Annotated in this window: 19 protein-coding genes and 1 tRNA gene; 6 read left to right on the top strand and 14 right to left on the bottom strand. The window is 65.6% G+C overall.

Translation table 11 applies throughout. The features are described 5' to 3' along the window. The first annotated feature begins 68 nt into the window (after nucleotides 1–68). Nucleotides 69–572, top strand: coding sequence for an Lrp/AsnC family transcriptional regulator (locus QRN07_RS06885; RefSeq protein WP_056597055.1), 504 nt, complete (start codon nucleotides 69–71; stop codon nucleotides 570–572). A gap of 8 nt (nucleotides 573–580) precedes the next feature. On the opposite strand, the gene QRN07_RS06880 is transcribed toward QRN07_RS06885, so the two are convergent. Continuing rightward, nucleotides 581–1,822 carry an MFS transporter gene (locus QRN07_RS06880; RefSeq protein WP_285240684.1) on the bottom strand — a complete coding sequence of 414 codons (1,242 nt, stop codon included), beginning with the start codon at nucleotides 1,820–1,822 and terminating at the stop codon, nucleotides 581–583. Nucleotides 1,823–1,988: 166 nt separating this feature from the next. Between QRN07_RS06880 and QRN07_RS06875 the strand changes: the two genes are divergently transcribed. Both QRN07_RS06875 and corA read left to right on the top strand, forming a co-directional pair. Next, nucleotides 1,989–2,468 (top strand): Lrp/AsnC family transcriptional regulator, encoded by a 480-nt coding sequence (locus tag QRN07_RS06875; RefSeq protein WP_285240683.1) that lies wholly within the window; start codon nucleotides 1,989–1,991, stop codon nucleotides 2,466–2,468. 120 nt (nucleotides 2,469–2,588) lie between these two features. Then, entirely contained in the window at nucleotides 2,589–3,584 is a 996-nt protein-coding gene (gene corA / locus QRN07_RS06870; protein WP_050685824.1) for a magnesium/cobalt transporter CorA, read from the top strand. A gap of 55 nt (nucleotides 3,585–3,639) precedes the next feature. Here the strand turns inward: corA and QRN07_RS06865 are convergent, their stop codons facing one another. The 6 genes from QRN07_RS06865 to galU all read right to left on the bottom strand — a co-directional run bounded on the left by QRN07_RS06865 (nucleotide 3,640) and on the right by galU (nucleotide 10,745). After that, nucleotides 3,640–4,944, bottom strand: coding sequence for a hypothetical protein (locus QRN07_RS06865; RefSeq protein WP_285240682.1), 1,305 nt, complete (start codon nucleotides 4,942–4,944; stop codon nucleotides 3,640–3,642). 16 nt (nucleotides 4,945–4,960) lie between these two features. Further along, nucleotides 4,961–7,687, bottom strand: a complete 2,727-nt coding sequence (locus QRN07_RS06860; RefSeq protein WP_056597050.1) for a hypothetical protein — start codon at nucleotides 7,685–7,687, stop codon at nucleotides 4,961–4,963. Nucleotides 7,688–8,026: 339 nt separating this feature from the next. Continuing rightward, nucleotides 8,027–8,099: transfer RNA gene (locus QRN07_RS06855), tRNA-Ala, on the bottom strand. Between the two features lie 121 nt (nucleotides 8,100–8,220). Beyond that, a complete protein-coding gene (locus QRN07_RS06850; RefSeq protein ID WP_285240681.1) occupies nucleotides 8,221–9,132 on the bottom strand; it encodes a hypothetical protein in 912 nt (303 codons plus the stop codon). A gap of 81 nt (nucleotides 9,133–9,213) precedes the next feature. Continuing rightward, entirely contained in the window at nucleotides 9,214–9,834 is a 621-nt protein-coding gene (locus QRN07_RS06845) for a GNAT family N-acetyltransferase (protein ID WP_285240680.1), read from the bottom strand. A gap of 5 nt (nucleotides 9,835–9,839) precedes the next feature. Continuing rightward, entirely contained in the window at nucleotides 9,840–10,745 is a 906-nt protein-coding gene (galU, locus tag QRN07_RS06840; RefSeq protein WP_050685816.1) for a UTP--glucose-1-phosphate uridylyltransferase GalU, read from the bottom strand. Nucleotides 10,746–10,855: 110 nt separating this feature from the next. On the opposite strand from galU, the gene QRN07_RS06835 reads away from it, so the two are divergent. From QRN07_RS06835 to cpaB, 3 genes are all read left to right on the top strand, one after another. Continuing rightward, nucleotides 10,856–11,476, top strand: a complete 621-nt coding sequence (locus tag QRN07_RS06835) for a 5-formyltetrahydrofolate cyclo-ligase (protein WP_285240679.1) — start codon at nucleotides 10,856–10,858, stop codon at nucleotides 11,474–11,476. Between the two features lie 116 nt (nucleotides 11,477–11,592). Next, a complete protein-coding gene (locus tag QRN07_RS06830; protein ID WP_285240678.1) occupies nucleotides 11,593–11,865 on the top strand; it encodes an FmdB family zinc ribbon protein in 273 nt (90 codons plus the stop codon). Nucleotides 11,866–12,009: 144 nt separating this feature from the next. Then, a complete protein-coding gene (cpaB, locus tag QRN07_RS06825; RefSeq protein ID WP_285240677.1) occupies nucleotides 12,010–12,792 on the top strand; it encodes a Flp pilus assembly protein CpaB in 783 nt (260 codons plus the stop codon). Here the strand turns inward: cpaB and QRN07_RS06820 are convergent. The 7 genes from QRN07_RS06820 to QRN07_RS06790 form a co-directional block, all read right to left on the bottom strand. Next, nucleotides 12,761–17,053 carry a DUF4011 domain-containing protein gene (locus QRN07_RS06820; protein WP_285240676.1) on the bottom strand — a complete coding sequence of 1,431 codons (4,293 nt, stop codon included), beginning with the start codon at nucleotides 17,051–17,053 and terminating at the stop codon, nucleotides 12,761–12,763. The genes cpaB and QRN07_RS06820 overlap by 32 nt on opposite strands. Nucleotides 17,054–17,181: 128 nt before the next feature. Beyond that, nucleotides 17,182–18,771 carry a glutamine-hydrolyzing GMP synthase gene (gene guaA, locus QRN07_RS06815; RefSeq protein ID WP_050685962.1) on the bottom strand — a complete coding sequence of 530 codons (1,590 nt, stop codon included), beginning with the start codon at nucleotides 18,769–18,771 and terminating at the stop codon, nucleotides 17,182–17,184. A 105-nt stretch (nucleotides 18,772–18,876) separates the two neighbouring features. Continuing rightward, the gene (locus QRN07_RS06810) at nucleotides 18,877–19,383 is read right to left on the bottom strand and encodes a DUF3817 domain-containing protein (protein WP_285240675.1); all 507 of its coding nucleotides are present in this window, start codon (nucleotides 19,381–19,383) and stop codon (nucleotides 18,877–18,879) included. Then, nucleotides 19,380–20,204 carry an SURF1 family protein gene (locus QRN07_RS06805; protein ID WP_056597038.1) on the bottom strand — a complete coding sequence of 275 codons (825 nt, stop codon included), beginning with the start codon at nucleotides 20,202–20,204 and terminating at the stop codon, nucleotides 19,380–19,382. The genes QRN07_RS06810 and QRN07_RS06805 overlap by 4 nt, the downstream gene beginning before the upstream one ends. Before the next feature lie 81 nt (nucleotides 20,205–20,285). Then, nucleotides 20,286–20,774 (bottom strand): PTS sugar transporter subunit IIA, encoded by a 489-nt coding sequence (locus QRN07_RS06800; RefSeq protein WP_050685806.1) that lies wholly within the window; start codon nucleotides 20,772–20,774, stop codon nucleotides 20,286–20,288. A gap of 42 nt (nucleotides 20,775–20,816) precedes the next feature. Then, complete coding sequence (locus QRN07_RS06795) at nucleotides 20,817–22,556, bottom strand: glycerol-3-phosphate dehydrogenase/oxidase (protein WP_285240674.1); 1,740 nt, start codon at nucleotides 22,554–22,556, stop codon at nucleotides 20,817–20,819. Nucleotides 22,557–22,691: 135 nt separating this feature from the next. After that, nucleotides 22,692–23,828: a GuaB3 family IMP dehydrogenase-related protein gene (locus QRN07_RS06790; RefSeq protein ID WP_050685802.1), complete on the bottom strand. Its 1,137-nt coding sequence runs from the start codon at nucleotides 23,826–23,828 to the stop codon at nucleotides 22,692–22,694. Between the last annotated feature and the right edge of the window lie 86 nt (nucleotides 23,829–23,914).

The raw sequence follows: 23,914 nt of genomic DNA, 5'->3' as shown, positions 1-23,914 counted from the left end.
CGGCTGCGGCACCTGTTGGCGACAAATCAGCGGTCTAGGATGAATGCAGGACGTTGGAAGGAACTGCAGTGAGTACGAACCCCAGGAATGCCAGGCCGGTCCAGCACCAGGAGCCCCTCGACGCCATCGATGAGCGGCTCCTGGCCGCGCTGGTGGCAGACGCCCGGATCTCCAACAAGCAACTGGCGGAACTGGTGGGCATCGCCCCGTCCACAGCGCTGATGCGGACCCGGGCGCTCTCCGAGCGGGGCATTGTCCAGGGCTACGAGGCGAAGTTGAGCCTGTCCGCGATCGGCCGGTCCGTGCAGGCGCTGGTGGCCGTGCGGCTGCGGGCCCACGACCGGGACCAGATCGACCGCTTCACCGCGCGGGTACCGCACCTGCCGGCCGTGCTGTCCACGTTCCACACGTCAGGGTCGGTGGACTACCTGCTGCACATTGCCGTGGCCACCACCGAAGACCTCCGGGACTGGGTGCTGGACAACCTGGCCACGGATCCGGTGGTGGGCCACACCGAGACCACCCTGGTGTTTGAGCACATCCAGGGTAACCACGGGCCCCTGCCTGCGTAGCGGCGGGCTCAGCTCCGCCGCAGGGCCGGCCGGAACGTCAGGGCCGCCAGGAGCAGTGCCGCCGTGCCGCACACGGCCACGAAGGTACTGACGGACGCCGCGAGCCCGAAGACGCCGGTGGCCCAGCCAAGTCCCAGGACCGGGACGGCGCTGCCCAGGTAGGTGATCACGTACACGGTGCTGACAATCTGGGCGTGCCGGGCCGGTTCAACCCGGGACGCCACGTCGTTGAAGACCGTGCGGAACGCCACGCCCTGGCCCACGCCGGCAGCCAGGGAAGCCGCCACCAGCAGCAGCGGGTTGTGCCAGGCTCCGGCCGCGCCCAGCAACAGGATGGCTGTCCCCAGGATCGCCAGACCTGCGGGGACGGCAAACCGGCCACGGATGGCGAGCAGCTGGCTGAGCGCCGAGGCGCCGAGGGTGAGCCCTGCGAGGACACCGATCAACGGCCGGGAATCCGTGCCCAGGACCTGCGCAAAGTATCCCGGGGCCAGGGACAGGCAGAACCCGAAGACGGCGAAGCTGAGGAATCCGACGCCGGATGCCAGCCAGAAGGCCCCGCGCGCCTCGCGGGACACGGAAGGCCGTCGTGGCGCCAGGACCTGCAACGGCCGGGAGACCGGCGGCTGGCTGATCGCGGGGCGGGCCTGCAGGAGGAACAGCGGCACCAGCAGCGCGGCGAGCACCGCGGAATGGACGTAATACGGCATGGCGGTTGGGTCCGGCAGCAGCGAGAGCAGGCCGCCAATGACGGGCCCCGCCGCCACTCCCCCTGCGGAGGCGAGCAGGGTGAAGCGGGAGGCCCATTCGGGGCGGGAGGGCAGCAGTTCGCGCAGTGCGGCCGAGCTGGCGCCCGTGGCCAGGGCCACGGCCATTCCCTGCAGGGCCCGTCCTGCGCACAGCGCAGCAAGGGTGCCGGCCTGCGCAAAGACCCAGCCGCCGGCGAGTCCTGCCAGGACGGCGAGGATCAGCGCGGCGCGGCGGCCAATGTGGTCGGACCAATGGCCGGCCAGCATCAGGGTTGCCACCAGGGCCAGGACGTAGCTGGCAAACGCGGCCGTGACGTCCAGGGTGGACAGCCCCAGCTCAGCCTGCAGCAGCGGATACAGGGGGGTGGCAAGGTTGGCACCCACCAGGAGCACAAAAATGACGGCGCCGGCCATGGCCAGGCGTGCTGTGGTGGAAGCGTCCCAGCCCCTGGCCGCAGCGGCCGGGGCAGGGCGCATGCGAAGTTCACTGAAGACCGTCATGGTGCCGCCTTGGTTCAACCGCGGGGCTGGTCCTTGTGGGAGGCCGCGCGGGGTGGATATCCGATAGCCCTACATTGCGGCATTACTGCCCTATTGAACGGATATTCGTGGCAGAATTGCGCAAAACAGTCAATATTGGCCAGCCAAGATGATGGAAAGTGACCACTTGAACAATCTGGACCCTACTGATCTCAAAATCCTCCTGGCGCTGATCCGCGATCCCCGGATCCAGGTCGGCGAACTCGGCGACTCCCTGGGGGTGGCACGCAACACCGCGCAGACCCGGGTCAAGCGGCTGATCCGCTCGGGCGTCCTGAGCCACAGCGGGCGGGAAGTGGACCTGGAGGCGGTGGGCTACGACGTCGTTGCCTTCGTGACCATCGAAGTTTCGCACCGGGAACTGGATGGTGTGGTGGCCGGCCTCCGGACCATCGCCCAGGTCCTCGAAGTGCACGAGATTTCGGGCCGGGGCGATGTGTGGTGCCGAGTGGTCGCCACCGATACGCACAGCCTGCAGGCCGCGCTGCGGCAGGTGCTCCGGATCAGGGGCGTGATCCGGACGGAAACCGTCCTGGCCCTGCACACGCATATCCCCTACCGGACCGAGCCCCTGATCAGCGGCCTGTCCAAGGCGGCCGGTGGCTGACGGCCGTTGCGGCAGTGTCAGGGGCGTCCGACGGCGGCAGGACGGTTAGGCTTCGGACATGGACTGCCTTTTTTATCACCCCTCGCGTTGCCGGCTTCCAGGGGTCAGGACCACCCGCCCGTGACCATCATCGACAACGCCGTCTACGTTGACGGTGTCAGGCATGCGGAGCCGGAAAGCCTGGAGCAGACGTTTGAGACCTTGGCCCATTACGGCGGGATGGCCTGGATCGGCCTGTACCGGCCTACGCGGGAGGAAATGTCCGCCGTGGCAGCGGAGTTCGGCCTGCACGGGCTCGCCGTCGAGGATGCCGTGTCCGCGCATCAGCGGCCCAAGCTGGAACGCTACGACGACAACCTGTTCACGGTGCTCCGGCCCGCCCGGTACGTGGATGAAACCGAAACCGTTGAATTCGGTGAACTGCACATCTTCACCGGCAAGAACTTTGTGGTGACGGTCCGGCATGCGGAGATGGCAGGCGTGGCCAGGGTCCGGCAACGGCTTGAGGCGCGGCCTGACCTCCTCAAGCACGGGCCCGAAGCTGTGCTGTACGCCCTGCTGGACCGCGTGGTGGATGACTATGCCCCGGTGGTGGCCGGCCTGGAAAACGACATCGACGAGATTGAGGACCAGCTCTTCAGCGGCGACTCAACCGTGTCGCGGCGTATCTACGAGCTGGCCCGCGAAGTGATCCAGTTCCAGCGGGCCATCCACCCGCTGCCGGACATGATGTTCCAGCTCAAGCGGGGGTTTGCGAAGTACGGCGTGGAAACCGAACTCCAGCACAGCCTGCGCGATGTGGAGGACCATGTGGAGCGGGTCATTTCCCGGGCCGATTCCTTCCGGGACCTCCTGCAGAACGCCCTGACCCTGGACGGCACGCTGACCGCGAACCGGCAGAACGAGGCCAGCGCGGAGCAGAACGAGCAGGTCAAAAAGATCTCCTCGTGGGCTGCCATCCTGTTTGCACCGTCGTTTGTGGCCGGAATCTACGGGATGAACTTCGACACGATGCCGGAACTTCACTGGGACCTTGGCTACCCGCTGGCGCTTGCGCTGATGGTGGCCATCGCGGGTGCAATGTATGGGATCTTCAAAAAGAAGGGCTGGCTTTAGGCGCTGGTTGTGCCGGTGTCTTCGGCGATTATCCAGGAGTCGCGGACGGGCACCGCTAGAAGCCGCTGTGGAACAGGGCATGCGACAGAAGCCGCGACACGAACCAGCTGTGCCCCTCCAGCCCGGGCTCGTAGGTACCGCCAGGGGCAAAGCCTTCTGGATTAACGAGGTTCTCGCTGGAGAGGTAGACAAGGGCGTTTCCTGAGGGCATAACGGCGAGGGATCGTGAGTTGTCGGTGGAGTAGATCTCGTAGCCGTCGCTGAGTCCGGCGTATTTTCCGGAACCATTCCGCCGCGCCTTGCCGTTGAAGGAGCTGAAACCGACGGCGCTTTGATATCCCCCGCCGTAGTTCTTGAGCCGGGTTTGCAGTTCGCCATAGATCGCTCCAACCGTTGCAGGCTCTGAGCTGTAGAGCCGGATCATCTTGTCGGAGTCCTCCCCCTGCCAGGTCTTGAGTCTTGACCAGAACTCGTCGTACCCCTGTTTTTTCGTTTTGATCACAACGCCCTGGGGATTGTTCTCGTTAAGCATCACGTCGAAGGCATAAAACTCCTTCACGACGTTCCGCATGAACGGCTCGTTCGCCCGGGCATTGTCCAGGAGGGTGCGGAGGACTGCCCCGCTCCGGCTGTATCCGGAGACGGCCACCCGCTCGAGCGTGACCGCAGCCGCCGGGATCAACTGCGTGGTGACGGCCTCAAAGCATCGTTTGGCGATGTGCCGGAGCGCATCTTCGAATTCCCGGGGGTCGCCCAGGCTGGCGAAAGCATTGGCGCTGGAGACTGGCACCACGACCATCACGGCCAGGGAACTCTTGAGGCTGTCGGTGCGCGGGACGCCGGGCTGGCGGGTCTTGGGGGTTGAGCAGAAATGCTGGGCCACGACATTCTTTTCCTTGCACAGGTACCTTATTCCGAGCTCAAGGAAGTTGGGTACCTGGAGCGGCTCCAGTCCTCCTCTCCAGTACGTCGGGTACTTTTCCAGGCCCGCCCGCGGATGAAAAACAACGCTCGCTTTCACCTTGGGGGCGCTGGAGGTGCCAACCTTGAACTGCCCGACCAGTGCTGGGGAGAGCCAGACGAAGAAAAGCCTCGTCTTCAGCTGATCGGTCGGGTTGTCGGTGCGCTCGAGGACGAAAATCCGTCCGGCATCGGCATCATCCATGTTGCGCTGGAGCTTGTAGTCGATCAACTCCTCCGGCGAGGCTCCTGATTGTGTGAAGACCCGTTCGGTCAGTACCGGAAACTGGCGGCCTTTGTCCCGGTAGATCCTGAGGAGTTCGTGATTCTGGTTGTCGACGTATGTTGATTTGTAGGACTTCAGCAATGAGGTTTCCCGGGTGATGTCCCTCAGTTCCATGGCTGTTTCCCCAGGGCTAAAGGGTGAGGTCTTTTGGCTCATACTCGGAGGCCACGATTTGGTCCGTGGGAAGAATCGATATCCACTGGCTGAAGACCTTGTTGGCGGGCAACCCTGCGTCGAAGCCCGATGCCAGCGGGTCGAACCCCTTTTCAAAGACCTTGTCTGCTTCGAGTACGTTGACGATCTTGCCGTTCTCCTTTTCCATTCGCCCGGCAATGATCTCCAGTACTTCACCGACGGTCTTGCCGCTGAACTCGGCATCCTCTTCAGCCGTGCCGATATAGGGCGTGTTCCACCCGTCGTTCTCGTGGCCTTCGATGCTTCTAAGCCAATTGAGCGCGGCCCCCTCCCTCCCGGGCCGGATCGGGATGACAGCCTTCACCCAGGGCGCATTAAGGAAAGCGTTGCGGAGGTTGTCACCGTCCAACTGGAGCAACCACCCGAGTGAACTGCCGAACCGTGCGGGAGCGGAGTCTTCGGTAATTCGGTAATTGTCCGGGCGTTTTTCGACGTCATCCCATTTAACGACGTCGTTATCGGTCAGTTCGATTGAGGGGTCTCCCACCTGCACCTGCAAATTGAGCTGGCTTCGGTGCCGCCGCGGCATCCACCATTCAGGTGCTACAAAGTAGAGCATTCCGTCCACGTCGAAGATGGCCCGGATGACCTCCGAGCGGACGTGGCTGAGGCGAAGATTGTCCGTATCCTTCTGATTCTTGGAGGCTATGTCCCAGGAGTCGAGCATCAGGCGCTGGAGCAGTTCACGGTAGATAACCGTGCGTTCTTCTTCTCTCAGGTCCCATGAGGGCCTGGACCTGATGCTGCTTGCGTCCTTGATGCGTTGCCTGACGCTCTCCAGGAAACTCTTTTTCAGCAGACGCTGCCTCTCGACGTCGTACTTTTCCTGGATCTTCTTCTTGTTTGCCTCGTATTCGGTGAGTGCGGCAGCCTGTGGGGCGAACACCAGCTCCACGTCGAGGTTGAGGACATTTTCCTTGTTGAAGTTGATGAACTGCAGCACCAGGGTGAACGAGCCATCCGCGTTTTTGGTCTTCGTCCTCACCACGGCCTGTTTGTTGCCTTGCGGCCCAATGATCCTGATGTCGTCGGTCAGGACATAGTCACTTTGCGGAGGGTCAATCTTGAACGTGAAGGGCCCCATGATGACCTGGCTGTCATCGTCATCATCGTCGCCCTTTACGGTGCCAAGGAATTTGTCCTTATATGGCGTGTTGCCCGTCTCCAGATACGCGAACTCGTAGTTTGCATGCCAGTTGCTGTAGTTCAGGATGGGGGTGAAAGGAATCGGTACCGTGATTTTCTTGGCAATGTTGGCCGGGGGCGGGCCAAACTCGGGGTCCTTGAGGTTCGCCAAGTCCGGGGATTCAGCAAAATGCACCAGTTCAGACAGTCCCAGGGACACTCCGGCATCGTCGATGAACACCTGCCAGCACAGCTGGTTTCCCATATCCTGAAGCTGGACGCCAACGCGGCGCATTTTGCGCCGCAGCTCGTAGTTGACCAGCTTGTTCGACGTATTTTGCAGCAGGTACCGTCGGCTGCGCACATCCGTCGACTCTGTCACGGTCTTGAAGATGGACTTGAAGCTCCGCTTGATCTGTGAAGAAAGCTTTTCCGACTGCTCCCGGTTTTGCTTGTGAGTTGCCTCGCGGGCTTCTTTCCGGCTGCTCTCCACGCCGTAATTTGCCGAAGCAGTACCCTGGTACACGCCGAAATTCACAGTGTTCGTGGTCGAGACACCAAGCTTGGTACTGCTGCTGTTCTCGGCTTTCACCGCGTCACTGAGTTCATCCTTAACCGCGCTGCTCTCTTCAGAAGTGGTGGTGGACTCTGACGCACTTTCCTCCTGATGCTCCACGACAGACTTTCGGGTGCTCACCTCGATGAGCTCGATTGTTGTTCCCGGTGCAAGCCAAACATGTTCGACACTTTCGCCCAGAAAGGTTCCCAAATCGAAAAAGTATTGGCGGAACAAGTGCACAAACCCCACAGGCGAGAGCGTCCCGCCGGAAGCGCGGGGGTCTATGCTCGCCAGAGGGTCCGTCGGTCGGAGGATGTCAGTGGCCGGCGCGGCGGTAGTGACAGAAAAGAGCTTGGCGAGCTCGTTGGGATCTGCCCCCTGCTGGGCCTCGGCCTGGGCAAGGAGGAAGACGGCGATCTGGGACTCGTACTGCATGAGGGCCAGGTGTGCTTGCTTAGTGGCCGCAAGCATCTCGCCGGTGATCTGGCCCCCTTGGGCCTGGGCCATCATCTGTTGGTTCAGGCGGGAACGATGGATATCGTTAACCCTCCGCAGCGGCCCTGCCTCGGGGTCCATAAAATTGTTAATTTCTATCAGCGCATTCCATTCTGCACCCTGCGGCAGACGGCCTTCATGCTGTTCCACAAAACCCTGGACGGCATCCCTCAGGACAACCAGTAGCTCGCTGTTGAGTGTCTTGGTCAAGATAACGGAATAGGGCGATATTCCGGAGCCAGGCTGAAGGGGAAACGCCAGAAATTCCAAGGGATGATCATTCTGCACGAGTTCCGGACCGGGTTTGAACCGGGCATCAAGGATCTTCTTGATATGCGGATCGACGATGATTCCACCGCGCTGAATCCATTTTTTGGTCAGCCGTGATTCCCAGCCCAGCAGAGGTTGATAGACACCGTAATGTTCGCTGGCATACGGCGGGATCCCTTTGTAGGTATCAAGGTCTTTGAACAGATCAAACATGAGGAATTCCTCGCGAGGGGCCGAGTACCGGAGATGCCTCGGAGGAGGTGATTGTACTGATCTGTTCCCTGTCACATTCTGCGAAGGATGACTGACCCGCGAAGCGCACAACATCCATATCGTGGCACGCCGGTATTGGATTGTAAACGCCCAAATGGGAGTGGCAGGGGGAACGTACAATCCAGGGCTGGCCACGCGGGCCAGAGCTGCTGGGCGTTCCCGGTATTTTTTGTACCAAGGGCGGGATGCCCGAGCGGGATTGCCCCGGCATCGGATCACCATGGGCAAAAGGAAAGGCCCCCCAACCCAACGTTTCCGCAGGTCAGAGGGCCTTGATTGTGGAGCTAAGGAGATTCGAACTCCTGACCTCTTCGATGCGAACGAAGCGCTCTACCAACTGAGCTATAGCCCCGGATGTTGCCGCAATCCAACTGCCGCTGCGGAACCGGTGACCCTAGGCTATAAATTTTCCCGGCCGAATGCCAAACCGGCGCACCGGCCGGCCACGGGAATCCCGGCGCACCGCGGAACTGCTAGGCGCGGCGGCGCTGCAGGACGTCGTCGAGATTGCCCAGGGCGCCCTGTGCCTTCGCCGGCTGCGCGGCGTCAGCGGCGGACGCCTGGGCTTCCGCACCCTGGCGGAGGGACGGCTTGCCGGCTGCCTTGGGCGCTTCGGGAAGTTCCAGCGGTGCGGGAGCCGGGCGTTCCGCCTTGGCAGCCTCGACGTAGACGGGCTTGGGAACCTCCACGGGCTCCCACGGGGTGTTGGCTGGCCCTGCAGGGGCGATGATGGCGCTGGCATCTCCGGCGGCCACAGCGACGGCGAGGGCAGCTTCGCGGAGTTCCGCAGCCGTCAGCGGCTTGGTGGCCCCGCTGTCGGCTTCCGCGTCAAAAGGGGGGTCCTCCCGGGGCGCCGGGCCGGCGTCGGGCGTGGCGGGGCGGCTGGCAGGTTCAACGCGATGCGGAGCCGGGCCCATGGCGTCGCGGAAGGCGGCCTCAACCCTGGCAGCCCGGTCCCGAAGCGCCAACCGGCGCAGGACCACCACGGCCAGGACGGTCAAGGCAAGGCAGGACAGGGGCAAGGCCGGCGACCCAACTCCGAAAGGCAGCAGAACGCCGGAGACAAAAGCGGTCAGCAGCGCCAGCAGGCCACCCAGCGCCAAAGCTGTGCGGCCGTAACGGATCCGGAACTGGCCGGTGGGCGGCGCGCCTGCTCCGGGGCCGGCGCTCTTCCTGGTATCCATTGCTTTCTCCTGCCGGGCGGCAACGTTCAGAGCCAGGCCCGCAGTGGGGTCAGGCAGCTCCTCGTGGGGGGTGTCCACCGGCATCTCGCCGGCGGGCAGGAACTGGCTGCGCCGGTTCCGAAGGACATAAGGGGCAACCCATACAATCCAGAGCACAACGGCAACCACAAGGATCACTGAGCTGCTAAGGGGGAAGTCCACACTCAAAACCGTATGAGCATCACGGCGGCTGCCGCCGCATTGGCCGCGGTGTGTCGTGGTCCGGCTGGCAAATCACTGGATTTATGACGTACGGGTCGTCAGCCACCGGTGCAGCAACCCCTCAGGGACCTCTTCTGATGTAAGCGCAAACGTGCGGTGATCAGCCCATTCACCGTTGATGTGGAGGTAGCGGGGCCGGTAGCCTTCGTCACGGAATCCCAGCTTCTCCACCACCCGCAGGCTGGGCCCGTTTTCGGGCCGGATATTGATCTCCATCCGGTGCAGCCCCAGGGTGCGGAAGCAATGGTCGGTGGCCAGCGCCACCGCTGTCGGTGCGATCCCCCGCCCCGCCCGGTCCTGGTCAACCCAGTAACCCAATGTGGCCATCATGGCTGAACCCCACACAATCGAAGACACCGTCAACTGGCCCACGATGGCCGCGGGGCCGCCGGGCACGCTGCGCTCAGCGATCACAAACGGCAAAGCCGTTGCCGCCGCCGCCTGCGAGTTCAGGGACCGCACCATCTGGCGGTAGTCAGGCAACCCCCCACCGGGTGCGGGGTTGGACGCCTCCCACGGGGCCAGCCATTCGTTGTTGCGCCCCCTGACGGCAGTCCATTCCTTCTTGTCCCGGTACCGGATGGGACGAAGGACCAGATCGTCGCACTCCAGCGTTACCGGCCAGATGGGGCCCAGCCGCATGGGTGCTACTTGGACAGCCCGGCAGTGAAGCCCGGCAGCCAGTCGCGCAGGCCGGAGCCAAGGTCTTCACTGTCAATGGCGAGCTGGATGCAGGCTTTCAGGTAACTCAGCTTGTCGCCGGTGTCATAGCGGCGGCCGCGGAACACCACGCCGTAAACACCGTGTCCCTCGCCTTCAACTGTGGCCAGTTCCTGCAGCGCATCCGTCAGCTGGATTTCACCGCCACGGCCCGGTCCCGTCTTTTCAAGGACGCCGAACACAGCGGGGTGCAGCACGTAGCGGCCAATGACGGCCAGGTTTGACGGCGCTTCCTCGACGCTTGGCTTCTCCACAAGCCGGTTGACGCGGACGTAGTCCTCTCCTGCAACCGCCTCGATGTCGGCGCAGCCATAGGCACTGATCTGCGACGGTTCAACTTCAATGAGTGCGACGACGGACCCGCCGGTTTTGGCCTGGACGTCAATCATGGTGGCAAGGAGTTCGTCGCGGGCATCGATGAGGTCATCGCCCAGGAGCACGGCGAAAGGTTCGTTGCCCACGTGCTGCCTGGCGCGCAGGACGGCGTGGCCCAGCCCGTTGGGGTCACCCTGGCGGACGTAGTGGATGTCCCCCAGGTTGCTGGCCGCCTGGATCGAGGCGAGTTTCCGGGTATCCCCTTTTTCGGCCAGGGTTGATTCCAGGGCCGGCACGCGGTCAAAGTGGTCTTCCAGGGCGCGCTTGTTGCGCCCCGTAATCATAAGGATGTCGTGCAGCCCCACGTGCACGGCTTCCTCCACCACATACTGGATGGCAGGCTTGTCCACCACAGGAAGCATTTCCTTGGGCATGGCCTTCGTGGCGGGAAGGAACCTGGTCCCCAGCCCGGCGGCGGGGATAACGGCTTTGCGCACTCTGGGGTTACTGGTAGTCACGGGACTAATCTAACCTCAGCGTCAACCATTCAGTAATCAGCACAGGCGTTGCCTGCACCGCGGAAACATCGCGGCCCGGCCCGCCGACACCGGCTTCCAAGGATGTCACCATGAGCGATGAAAACGCCACGGCGAAGGAGAACCTCCGGACTGAGCACCGGCGGCGGCGCTCCACCCGCAGCGCCGAGGGACTCGCAGCTGCCGGAGCCGGCCTCGCCCTGCACGGCCTGGACTGGGCCGACGCCGTCCTCGGCGGCCGTCGGGAAACCGTTTGCGCCTATCTCAGCGTGGGGACGGAGCCGCCCACCTTGCCCTTGATCCAGGCCCTCCATGCAGCTGGCCACCGCGTGCTGCTCCCCGTGTGCGAAGCCGAACGCGAGCTGAGCTGGGTGGACTGGCGGCCGGGGGTGCAGTTCGAACGAAGCAAGTTTGCTCCCCTGCTGGAGCCCACAGGCCCAAGGCACCCGACAACGGTTGCAGGGCAGGCTGCCCTGCTGTTCCTGCCGGCCACCGCTGTGGACCGCGATGGGAACCGCCTGGGCCAGGGCGGCGGATATTACGACGTGTTCCAGTCCCACCTGGCGGCAGCAGACCGCCACATCCCCCGCGCAGCAGTGGTTTTCGACGACGAGATCCTCCCCGCCGGAAGCATTCCTGCAGAACCCTTCGACAGGCCTATCCCCGCAGTCCTGACCCCGTCCGGCTTCCATCGCCTCTCCCGCCAGGATTGACCCAGCACTGAAGCCGCCGGCTGGAATGCTAGAATTGGCACTCAGGCCCTGCGACTGCTAATGGAACACCAATCGGCAGCACGGGACCTTCCCTTTGCCCAAGAGGAGGAGCACCAGTGCCAACCTATGCCTATGCCTGCAAGGACTGCGGCCACGTCTTCGACATCGTGCAGTCGTTCACCGACAGCACCCTGACCACGTGCCCCGAGTGCGGGGGAAACCTGCGCAAGAAGTTCAACAGCGTTGGTGTGGTCTTCAAGGGCTCCGGGTTCTACCGCACGGATTCCCGTGACGCCAAGGGAAGCACCGTCTCGCCTGCGCCTTCGGCCCCCGCGGCTGCGGCCGCCACACCTGCTGCCGCCCCGGCTGCGGCCGCCAAAGCCAGCTAGCACCCCTTCGGGTCCACCCGCCTGAGCAGGGGGTACGACGGCGGTCCCGGCTTTGTGCCGGTGCGCACCTGTGCTTGACCCGGCTTTGTCCACATAGCAGCTGCCCCTGTGTCATGCGGGGTTTCGTCGCGCTTACGGTGAAGCATGCGCGCTTCCCCCTACCGCCAGCGCCGCGGCAACATTCCTGGACAACGCGTGCACGGCAGTTCAGGCCGCGGCGGCTGGAGCAACGGGTCAAGGGCCACCCGGCGTTTCGGGGCCTGGCTGGGACGCAACCGTAGGCTGGCCGTTGCCCTGCTCCTGTGCGCCGCCGCGGCCATCACTGTCCACCGGCTCACTCCCGCCCCGCCCGCGTTGGCCGGGGTCCTGGCGGCGGCACGTGACCTTCCGGCGGGGACGGCGCTGCAGGCGTCGGACCTAGCTGAGCTGATGGTGCCTCCCGGCCTGCTCGCTTCCGGTTTCCTGCAGGACCCCGGCCAGGTGGCGGGCATGCAGCTGGCAGCCCCAGTGCGCAAGGGCCAACCGCTGGCGGACACGCTGCTGGTGGGTCCGGGCCTCCTGGCCGGGACAACTCCCGGGTCGGCGGCCGTGCCGCTCCGGATGGCCGATCCGTCCTCGATCCAGCTGGTGGCGCCGGGCCAACTGGTGAACGTGGTGCTTACGCCCTCGGACGGCTTCGAACCCCTGGCACCCTCAGAAGTCCTTGCCAAGGGAGTGCCGGTCCTGTGGACCTCCGGCAAGGGCGCCCAGGACGGGCAGTGGCTTGGCACGGCTGAGACCGAGGGCCTGCTGGTGGTTGCTGCCGACAGCAGCCAAGCCGAGCGCCTGGCCGGGGCGTCCACGCGGGGCCGGCTGTTTTTTGTCCTTGTTGGCCCGCCTTATCAGCCCGCTGCCATCAGCCCCAGTGCGGCGGCTTCTGTTCCTTGAGCCACGCATCGTGGTCGTCCTCGCGGTCGCCCCAGCCCTTGGGATCGTCCTCCGCCGCCTTGGTGGGGAGGATGCCGGCGGTCCCTGCAGTGCCGTTGGCCGGAGTGTCCGCCGGTTCAGCGGCCGTGGACGGGTCAGTGCTGCTGCCGGCAGGCTGCTCTCCTGCGGCGGCATTTGTCGTTTCGTTCGCGGCCATGGTGCCCGCCTCCTCGTTGCCCGGGCCGGTGGCCCGTAGGTCGTCTGTGTCCGGTTCAGCGCCGCCGGCGCCGGGGTTCCGGGTGTCCGGCAGGTCCGCAGCTTCGGCGGCGGGAGCCGCTGCAGGGCCTGCGGCCGGTTCCTGGGCAGCAGCAGCCGGCTCATTCACGGCAACCGCAGCAGCGGCCCGTTCCTGGCTGGCCGCGGCGGACCGCCTGGCAGCCTGCCCTGCCGCGCCGATTCCGTTCAGTGCCTGGTCCACGTCGTCGTCCAGGAAGCCCGTGGCATGATCTGTCCGGGCGGGCAGGACCATCCGCTCAAGTCCCAGGTATTCCGCGATCCTGTCCGCGCAGGCGGACGGGTCTGTGAAGACTTCAATGGTCCACAGCGGCATGTACCGCCAGCCCAGGCGCTCCAGCAGCTCCGGCCGCAGCCGGCTCCGTTCACGGACGCTCATGCTGCGGTACTGCCCGGTGCCGTCGGATTCGATCGCCACCGGCCGGTTCAGGGCGGAATCGTCCTGGCCCATGGTGCTCAGCGGATCAGCGGCGGCCACCACATCGATGGCGCCGTCGTACTGGTGCCACACCCTGGCGCCGCGGGCCCGCAGGCGGTCTCCGAGGTCTGCAACCAGCGGGTCTGCACCGAGGGCCTGCTCGCTGGCCGCGGCCCGGGAGGCGGGCGTGCCAAGATCCGTGTTGCCGGAAATCTCCCGGTCCAGCAGCGAATAAAGGTCCACTGCCCCATGCGTAAGGCGGGTGTGGTCCAGGTCCTCGGGCCGGAAGCAGGTCAGCACGTGCATGGACTGCCGGGCGCGGGTCATGGCCAGGGCGAACTTCTCCCGGCCACCATCGGCAGAGAGCGGCCCGAAGTTGTGCAGTGCCCGGCCATGCGGGGTGCGGCCATAACCCGGCGAGAAGATGACGTGGTCACGGACCAGGCCCTGCGCGCGTTCCAGGTCGACCACCCGGAAGGATTCGGGGCCGGCGCCGAAGAACCCGGCAAGGCCGGGGTGGTTGGGCAGCTGCAGCCTGATGGATTCGCCGATCCGGGCGGCGTGCCGGAGGCTGGCTGTGACGACGGCCAGGGAGACGCGGGGACGCCGGCGGGCGTGTTCAAACACCAGGTCCACCACCCGGCTGACCTCTGCCACTACGGATTCGACGCCTTCGTGGTCGGCGCTGGGCAGCCCCGTGCCGTCCGGCAGGTATTCCACCAGCAACGCGCGGTCCAGTCCGGTTGCGGACTGGCCCTCCGGCAGCCGGCGGAGGCCGGAATCGTAGAAGTTCTTGCTCAGCTGGAGGACCAGGTCCTCGTCCACTGCACGGTAAACGAAGTTCAGGGACCATACCGGCAGGACAGCTGCCAGCGCGCTGTAGGCGCTCTCCACCCGCTGGTGGGCGGTCTCACCCGGGGCCAGGCGTTCGACCCCCACGGTGAAGGTCCGCGGGCTGGCGATCCTGGCGTCGCCGAAGGCAATTACCTGGCGGGCTCGGGCGATCGACGGCAGCACGGCCTGCAGGGACGTGGCCTCGGCGTCGAGGATGACCACGGCGTCAAAGCGCTGTTCGGCGGGCAGCAGGCCTGTCATCAGGTACGGGCTGACGGACCAAACGGGCACCAGCCTCCCGATCAGGTCCGGTGCCTGTGCGGTGAGCGCAGGCAGGGAGACGCGGCCGTCCTTAAGGAGGCTGCGCAGGAGATCAGCCTGGCGGGGCTTCTCTGCGATGGCGGTTCGCCAGTTTTCGGCCAGGTCCCAGCGAAGCCGGGCAGCGCCGCTGGCCACGTGGGCGTTATCGGCCAGCCGGTATTCCGCTTCCAGCGTGCGCAGGGCATCGCCGTCTGACATGGCCAGGTAGTCGTCGCCGCTGATCATTGCTTCGAGGGCCGACTGCCACCAGGCCAGCTCAAGTTCCGCGGCCACGGAGCCAGCCGGTACTTCCCGGGCAGCGAGGTCGTCCAGGAGTTCACCGAGGCCATGCTCGCGCATGTTCTCCACCAGGAGTGTGCGCTCCGGCAGGGTCTTCAGGGTGTCGGTGTCGGCCACCAGCCGCTCAAGGCGTTCCATCAGGTCCCCGTAGCGGACACCATGCAGGGCACCGCCGGATGCGGTGTGACGCAGCGCCAACCCGAGCCGGGTCAGCTGCCGGTCAAGGTCGCGGTACATCACGTTCAGTTCGGCCAGGCCGGACGGCACTGCCGGGTGCCGCTGGGTGGTGGCATAGCCGGCCCACAGGGCGCGTTGCTCCTGGACCAGGCCCAGGGAGGTGTGGAGGTCGGAGATGTGGACTCCGGGCCGGACGTACTCCTTGGCCACGCGGCGGAGGCGGGAGCGCTGCATGGCGGCCATATCAACGCCGCGTTCACGCCGCCAGGACGAGGACGCCGTAGCGGAAATCAGGTCAGTGACCGGCCGGTCGAAGATGTCCGGCGTGAACTTGTCCAGGCTGCCGCGCACGGCCACGAGCAGCTCGAGCTGCTCGCCCCATTCCGTGAACGTTTCCCCGAGCCGGATTTCGGCGTGTTCCGCGACGGCGTTCATCCGCTCCCGCAGGACCGGCAGGCTCTTTGCCACAGCACGGACCAGGTCCTGGGCTTCCTCGGTTTCCTTGCGGTTCAGCAGTTTCGCACCGTGCCACGGGCTGGTGGTGGATGCCTTGCTGAAGCTGCCCAGCTCAGCAGCCCGGCGCAGCCGGCCGGCCAGCTCCTCGCGGTCGCGGATGCTGTCCAGGACGCTGCGCTTGAGCCGGACGGTGGTGGCGGGCGCCGGGTGGATGGAGGTCAGCTCGGCCAGGGACTGCATTGCCTGGTAGGGCGAGCAGCCCCAGCGGTCGCGCACGTTGTGCAGGGACGCCACGTGGTCCATCAAGGCGTGGCGGTGTTCGGCCAGCGTGGTGTGCAGGTTTCCCAACTGCGGTTCCAGCGACTTTTCGTTGCGCATGATGGCGCGGACCAGTTGGGCCTTGAGCTGTTGGGCGGTGACGTTTCCGGAGAGCTGGAAGAGGATGGATTCGAGGCCAAGATCCTCCAGCCGGCTGGCTGCCTCGCTGAGGCTGGCCCGGCGGTCACCCACCACCAGGACTGTCTTCCCGGCGTCCACCAGCGCGCCGATGGTGTTGATGGCTGTCTGTGTCTGGCCGGTTCCCGGCGGGCTGCTGACCACCAGGGAATCGCCGGCGCGGGCCGCGTCCAGGACATACTGCTGGTCCGTGTCCGCGTCCAGGAGCAGCAGTTCGTCCTGGGGGTCCCGCTCGTCCAGGGGGCTGAAGCGGGAAGGATCGGGCGCTGCGACGTCCACCCGATCCCCGCCGGACGCCGCGGCCAGGGCTGCAACGAGGGGGTTCGATTCGTTGATCCACGGGTCATCGAGGTTGCCGGAAAGGTCGGCGAAGTTGGAAACCAGCAGGTTGTGCTGGGCCTCGGCACCGTGGATGGGTGCGATCAGGGTGGACAGCCGGTCCAGGACCGGCTGCGGATCGAACCGGGCGGTGCTGTAGGCAAGCCGGGTGACTGCGTTGACGTCAAAGACGATGCCGTGGACGTTCTTCAGGTGCCGTACCAGGGCGGGGTTGATGTGTGCCTGCTCGGTCAGCTGAAGTTCGAAGTCGTCCTCCCCCGGACGGACCGTCAGGGAGATGGCCGTGAGCATGACCGGGGCGGAGACCCGCTGGGGTTTGCCACCTACGGCGGACGTCCACACCACGGTCCCGGCGGACAGGTACCCGGCGTCGATGCCGCGGTCGTTGGCCAGCTCAAAGATCTTGGACCGGATGTTCCGGGAAGCCCTCGCCGCCACCACGTACTGCTGCCGGTCCCGGATGAGCGTGGACAGCCGGGTCTTGCGGCCGGCCATCAGCTGGGCCAGCCCCGACGGGTGTGCATGCGTCAGGTCAATGGAGCCTTCGGGTGTTTTGGTGAACCGCAGCATGGTGTCGGCACCCGTGACGGGTTTAAGCCCGGACAGCCATTTGCGCAGCTCTTCCGAGCCTTCCTGGTGGCCTTGACCAACTGACACTTCTGCCTTCTTTTCTGCATTAACACGTGGGGACCTGGACCATACCGGCATACGTTCGAGAGTAGCCGCTTCGACGCCGGAGTTAGGAGACCGCAACACGTACAGGCCCGATTTTGCAATGATTTTGCCGGGAAAGCAGGAACGGCCGGCCCCCATTCGGAGACCGGCCGTTTAGCCTGCTATTCCCACTCGATGGTTCCCGGCGGCTTGCTGGTCACATCAAGAACCACACGGTTCACACCATCAACTTCGTTGGTGATGCGGTTGGAGATCCTGGCCAGCAGGTCATACGGCAACCGCGACCAGTCGGCCGTCATGGCGTCCTCGGAGGAAACGGGCCGGAGCACGATCGGGTGGCCGTAGGTGCGGCCGTCCCCCATCACGCCAACGCTGCGGACGTCAGCGAGCAGCACCACGGGCATCTGCCACACCTCGTTGTCCAGGCCGGCGGCGGTGAGCTCGGCGCGGGCAATCGCGTCTGCCTTGCGCAGCAGGTCCAGGCGTTCCTTGGTGACGTCGCCAACGATCCGGATCCCGAGGCCGGGTCCGGGGAACGGCTGGCGTCCCACGATCTCCTGCGGCAGGCCCAGCTGGGCGCCGACAGCTCGGACCTCGTCCTTGAACAGCGCCCGCAGGGGCTCGACGAGTTCGAACTGAAGGTCCTCCGGCAGGCCTCCCACGTTGTGGTGGCTCTTGATGTTGGCGGCACCTTCGCCGCCGCCGGATTCGACGACGTCAGGGTACAAAGTGCCCTGGACGAGGAACTTGATCTTCTCGCCGTGCGCGGCGGCTTCGGCGATGATGGCCAGTTCCGCTTCTTCGAAGGCGCGGATGAATTCGCGGCCGATGATTTTGCGTTTGGTTTCGGGATCGCTGACACCTGCCAGGGCGGACAGGAAGCGTTCCTGCTCGTTGGCGATGTACAGCTTCACGCCGGTGGCGGCCACGAAGTCGCGTTCGACCTGTTCGGCTTCGCCTTCGCGCAGCAGTCCGTGGTCCACGAAGACGCACGTCAGCTGGTCGCCCACGGCGCGCTGCACCAGGGCGGCGGCCACGGCGGAGTCAACGCCGCCGGAGAGGCCGCAGATGACCCGGGCATCGCCTACCTGCTGGCGGATGCGGTCCACCTGCTCTTCGAGGATGTTGCCGGTGGTCCAGTTGGGTTCGAGCTTGGCGCCCTTGAACAGGAAGTTCTCCAGGACCTGCTGTCCGTAGGCGGAGTGCTTGACCTCGGGGTGCCACTGCACGCCGTAAAGGCACTTTTCCTCGTTGGCGAAGGCTGCCACTTCGGCGCCCGCCGTGGTGGCCAGGACCTCGAAGCCCGGAGGGGCCTCGTGCACGGAGTCGCCGTGGCTCATCCAGGTGTTCTGGTGCTGCGGCATCCCGTCGAGGACCGAGCGGGCCTCGCCCAGGACGGTGGTCTCGGTGGAGCCGTATTCCCGCAGGCCGGTCTTGTCCACCTTGCCGCCCAGGGCGTTGGCCATGGCCTGGAAGCCGTAGCAGATGCCGAAGACGGGCACGCCGGCTTCGAAGAGGTCGGCGCCGACGCTGGGTGCACCGTCGGCGTAGACGCTCGACGGGCCGCCGGACAGGATGATGGCCGCCGGGTTTTTGGCCAGGAGTTGCTCGGTGGAGTAGGTATGCGGAACCACTTCCGAATACACATTCGCTTCCCGGACGCGGCGGGCAATCAGCTGCGCGTACTGGGCACCGTAGTCAACAACCAGCACCGGCTTCTGGGAAGTCTGGGATGCAGTGGGAGTAGTCACCGTACTAGCGTACTTGGCGCCCTTGCGCCGGCGCACCTTGAGGGGCCCGGCTGTGACGGAGCAGACGCTGCCACCCACTTGGCAGCGTCATCCCGGCAGCGCGGGTCAGTAGCGCTGGGGTGCCTGCGGGTGTGCCGCCAATTCGGCTTCCACCTCGGCGTGCACCTTTTTCTCCACAAAGAAGGACAGGAACGGAACCACCCCGCCAAGGGCAAGGACGATCATTTTCAGGAAAGGCCAGCGCATAAGCGTCCAGAGCCGGAAGTTGGACATCAGATACACCACGTACATCCAGCCATGCACAATCAGCACCGCGATGGACAGGTTGACGCCGTCCAGCACCGCCGGGGGCTCGGCCGCGGCGAAGCCGAACCCGAAAGGCTGGCCGGTGACGGCGTTGGTGCCACCGGCGAACAGGTACGCACCGAATCCGTAGCGGGCGATCAGCTCGGCGCACAGCAGCAGCAGCATGCCGCCGGTGAGGTAGGCGAGGACCTTGTAGAACTTCAGCGCGGACCGGATCTGGGCTTCGGTGCCGCCGAAGCGGCGTTTCCGGCCGGCGGGCTTGCCTGCGGTGGCCTGGGCCGGGGTGGCCGGTTTCGGATCAATCATGGCTTTACCTTTTGCTGGATCGGTTCAGGGGAAGTCGGTTCGTCGTCAAGCTCTTCAAGGTCCCGCCGGTAGTCGTCCTTGACCAGCCGCCACCAAATGAAGAGGGCAAACCCGGCGAAGACCACCCACTCCAGGGAGTAGAACAGGTTCAGCCAGTTGACCTGTTGCGCCGGCGGCTGCGGGCCGATGTCCAGCGGACGCAGGTCCCCCGGCACGGCGGCGGCACTGACGTCGGTGCCGGCGGCCAGTTCGGCAGTGGCGGAAATGAAACCCGGGTAGCTGCTGACGTCCCAGTAGTTGATCAGTTCCGCGACCGATACGGCGGTGGCCTGGCCGGGCTGCGGGGAGGTTTCCGGGAGCGGCGCCTCGGACGGCAGCAGGCGGCCGGTCAGTTCAATGGCGCCCGACGGCGGTGCTGCCGCGTCACCGGGCTCGGCCACCCAGCCGCGCGCCACGGGAATCCAGGTTTTGGGGGTGGCGGCCACGCCGTCCAGGGTGGGGGCACCCGCTACTGCGAACGCGGAAACCACCCAGTAGCCGGAGGTGCCGTCGTGCAGCCGGTTGGGAACCAGGACCTGCTTGGCAGGGTCGTAGCTGCCCGTCGCCGAGACCATCTGGTCGGCGTCGCTACCGTGGAAGAAATCCCCCGGTTCCAGGATGCCTGTGAGGGCCTGCACCTGCTCGGTGGCGGGGTTGACCGGCATCTCAGGCTGGGTGGACCTGCCGAACTGCCACTGGCTGAGCAGCACAAACACCCCGGAAACGGCGATCGCAAACACGAATCCTGCGATCCACCGGGGCTTAAGGGCTGTTTTCCACACGTCTTAACCGTACTTCGTAGCGCTGTAGAACAACTAAACGCCGGCAATCCCACCTGTCGGAGGCGGGCGCCGGGGGCCTGCTCAGTGGTCGAAGAACACCAGGCTGGAATTGATCAACTCCGCGATGACCTCGGCGTCGTAGGCACGGCGCAGGGAATCGCGGAAGGACTCCTTGGACAATGACCTGGCAAGGGTTGCCAGGACTTCCAGGTGGTCGGAGAAGGAGCTGGCCGGCGTCGCAATGAGCAGGATCACGGTTGCGGGCCCGTCGGCAGCCCCGAAGTCCAGGGCGTGGCCGTACTTGGTGATGCCCACGGCGATGGAGGTGCGGGAGACAAATTCGCTCCGCGCATGCGGCAGCCCGATGCCGCCCGGGAGTCCCGTGGCCAGTTGGTGTTCCCGGGCGTTGACGTGCGTGAGGAAGCCGGCGAGGTCGGTGATGCGGCCGGCCGCGTGGAGCCGTTCGGCCAACTGGTTGGCGGCGTCGGTCTTGTCTGTGGCCGCCAGTTCGAGGATCACCATGTCCGGGGTGGTGAGTTCAGCATCGTACGGGTCAAGTGGTTCCGCCAAGGCGTATCCCTTTCGGTCAGCGGTGCAGGGCAGGGACGCCCCTCAGCGCAAGGGCACGATGTCCTCCACGCCCAGCCGGGCGGCGTCTGCGGATTCGTCGTCCGGCTGTTGCTGGCTGAGGCGTTCCGCTTCCACGCGGGCAATGTAGTTCCGGACTTCAGTTTCGCGCTGAGCGTCGCTCCAGCCGAGGACGTCACCCATCAGTTTAGCGACAACGGGCACGGCAGACACGCCGCGGTCCCACGCCTCGATGGAGATCCGGGTACGCCGGGTCAGGACGTCATTGACGTGGCGGGCGCCTTCGTGGGTGGCGGCGTACACGGCCTCGGCCTGCAGGTAGTCGTCCGCGCCGGGCAGCGGTTCGGCCAGGTCGGGGTTCGCGGCGATGATGGCCAGGACCTCCGGGATCATGGCGCCGTACCGGTTGAGCAGGTGTTCGATCCGGGCCACGTGCACCCCGGATTCCTCAGCAGTCCGGTTGCGGCGGTTCCACGCGGCCTTGAAGCCACTGGCGCCCAGCAGCGGAATCGTCTCTGTGCAGCTTGGGGGCACGCGCTCGTCCATGGTGCGCGTGGCTTCGTCCACGGCATCCTTGGCCATCACCCGGTAGGTGGTCCATTTACCGCCGGCCACCACCACCAGGCCCGGGACCGGGTGCGCCACGACGTGTTCGCGGGAAAGCTTGGCGGTGGAGTCGTTCTCGCCGGCGAGGAGGGGCCGGAGCCCGGCGTACACGCCTTCCACGTCTTCCCGGGTCAGCGGCCGCTTCAGGACCTTGTTGACGTGTTCCAGGATGTAGTCGATGTCCTTGCTGGACGCCGCCGGGTGGGCCTTGTCGAGGTTCCAGTCCGTGTCCGTGGTGCCGATGATCCAGTGCCGGCCCCAGGGGATGACGAACAGCACGGACTTCTCCGTCCGCAGGATCAGGCCCACCGTGGACTGGAACCGGTCGCGGGGCACCACCAGGTGGATGCCCTTGGAGGCCCGGACCTTGAGCTGGCCACGGTCAGTGACCATGGCCTGGGTTTCGTCCGTCCACACACCGGTGGCGTTGATGACCTGCTTGGCGCGGATCTTGAACTGCGAGCCGTCCTCGTGGTTGACCACCTTGGCGCCCACCACCCGTTCGCCCTCGCGGACAAAGTCCACCACTGCCATCCGGTTGACGGCGTGGGCGCCGTAATGGGCGGCCGTGCGGATGAGGTTGGCGCAGTACTTCGCGTCGTCCACCTGCCCGTCGTAGTACCTGATGGAACCGACAAAGGCGTCGTCCTTCAGGCTGGGGGCTGCGCGCAGGGTGCCGCGCCGGCTGAGGTGTTTGTGGAACGGCACGCCGCGGTTGTGGCCGCTGGAAATGGACATCGCGTCGTAGAGGGCGATGCCCGCGCCGACGTAAGGCCGTTCGAAGAAAGGTTTGGTGAGGGGGTACAGGAAAGGCACTGGCCGGGCCAGGTGCGGTGCGAGGGTTGAAAGCAGCAGCCCGCGTTCCTGGAGCGCTTCCTTGACCAGGGCGAAGTCGAGCATCTCGAGGTAGCGCAAACCGCCGTGGATGAGCTTCGATGACCGCGAGGAAGTGCCGGCGGCCCAGTCGTTGGCTTCAACGATTCCCACGCTCAGGCCGCGGGTGACGGCGTCGAGGGCGGCCCCTGTGCCCACGATTCCGCCGCCCACGATCAGGATGTCGAGTTCCCGGCCGGGTTCGGTGGTTGCCCGCAGCCGCTGGATGGATGCTTCCCTGGCTTCGGGGCCGAGCGCCCCGCCGTTTGCCGGACTACTCTTCATTGAACGCCTCCAGTGCCTCATGTGCCGTCTAAAGCCACACTACTTGCTCGCGGCAGACTTGGGCAGGCCGGTGGACGACAGGCCGGTCAGCACAGGCCGGTCAGGGCAGGCGCGGCCCCGAACCGGCCTGGCGCGTCAGTTACCCGCGTACGGGGAGACGACGACGTCGACGCGCTGGAATTCCTTCAGGTCCGAGTAGCCGGTGGTAGCCATCGAACGGCGCAGCGCGCCGATGAGGTTGGACGTTCCGTTGGTGTGGTGGCCCGGGCCGAAGAGGACTTCCTCCAGGGGGCCCACGGTGCCCACGTTGGCCCGGTCGCCGCGGGGCAGTTCCAGGTGGTGAGCCTCCTGGCCCCAGTGCCAGCCCTTGCCCGGCGCTTCCTCGGCGCGTGCCAGCGCGCTGCCCAGCATCACGGCGTCGGCGCCCATGGCGATGGCCTTGACGATGTCACCTGAGGCGCCCATGCCGCCGTCGGCAATCACGTGCACGTAGCGGCCGCCGGACTCGTCCATGTAGTCGCGGCGGGCGGCTGCGACGTCGGAAATCGCCGACGCCATGGGCGCGTGGATGCCCAGGGCCCGGCGGGTGGTGGTGGTTGCGCCGCCGCCGAAGCCCACCAGCACGCCGGCCGCGCCGGTCCGCATGAGGTGCAGCGCAGGCGTGTAGCCTGCGGCGCCGCCCACAATCACGGGAACATCGAGTTCGTAGATGAACTGCTTGAGGTTCAGCGGCTCGTGGTCCTTGGACACGTGTTCCGCGGAGACGGTGGTGCCGCGGATGACAAAGATGTCGACGCCGGCGGCCAGGACCGTTTTGTAGTGCTCCTGGGTGCGCTGCGGGGTCAGGGACCCGGCCACGGTCACGCCGGCGTCACGCATTTCGGCGAGGCGGGAAGTAATCAATTCCGGCTGGATGGGTGCCCGGTAAAGATCCTGCATCCTGCAGGTCACTGCAGGGCTGTTGGTTTCATCCTGCAGTGCGCCGATCTCGTCCAGGACCGGCTGCGGGTCCTCGTATCGGGTCCAAAGGCCTTCGAGGTCCAGGACACCGAGCCCGCCCAGGCGGCCCAGCGCGATGGCCGTCTGCGGCGACATGGCGGAATCCATGGGCGCGGCGATGACCGGCATGCTGAACTGGTAGGCATCGATCTGCCAGGAGACAGAGACGTCCTTGGGGTCGCGTGTGCGACGGTTGGGGACGATTGCAATGTCATCCAGGGAGTAGGCACGACGCCCACGCTTGCCACGGCCGATCTCGATCTCGTAAGTCACTGCTCTAGGTTATCCCAGCCGCCCCCCTGATCACGGACCAGCGCGGGGCCGGGGCGGAATCCGGGGCGGCCCGGAGGGGTGGCTAC

It is taken from the genome of Pseudarthrobacter sp. MEB009, assembly GCF_030208875.1.
Classification (GTDB): domain Bacteria; phylum Actinomycetota; class Actinomycetes; order Actinomycetales; family Micrococcaceae; genus Arthrobacter.
Note: the sequence above shows the minus strand (reverse complement) of the source record. Positions and strands in the feature narration are given on the sequence as shown.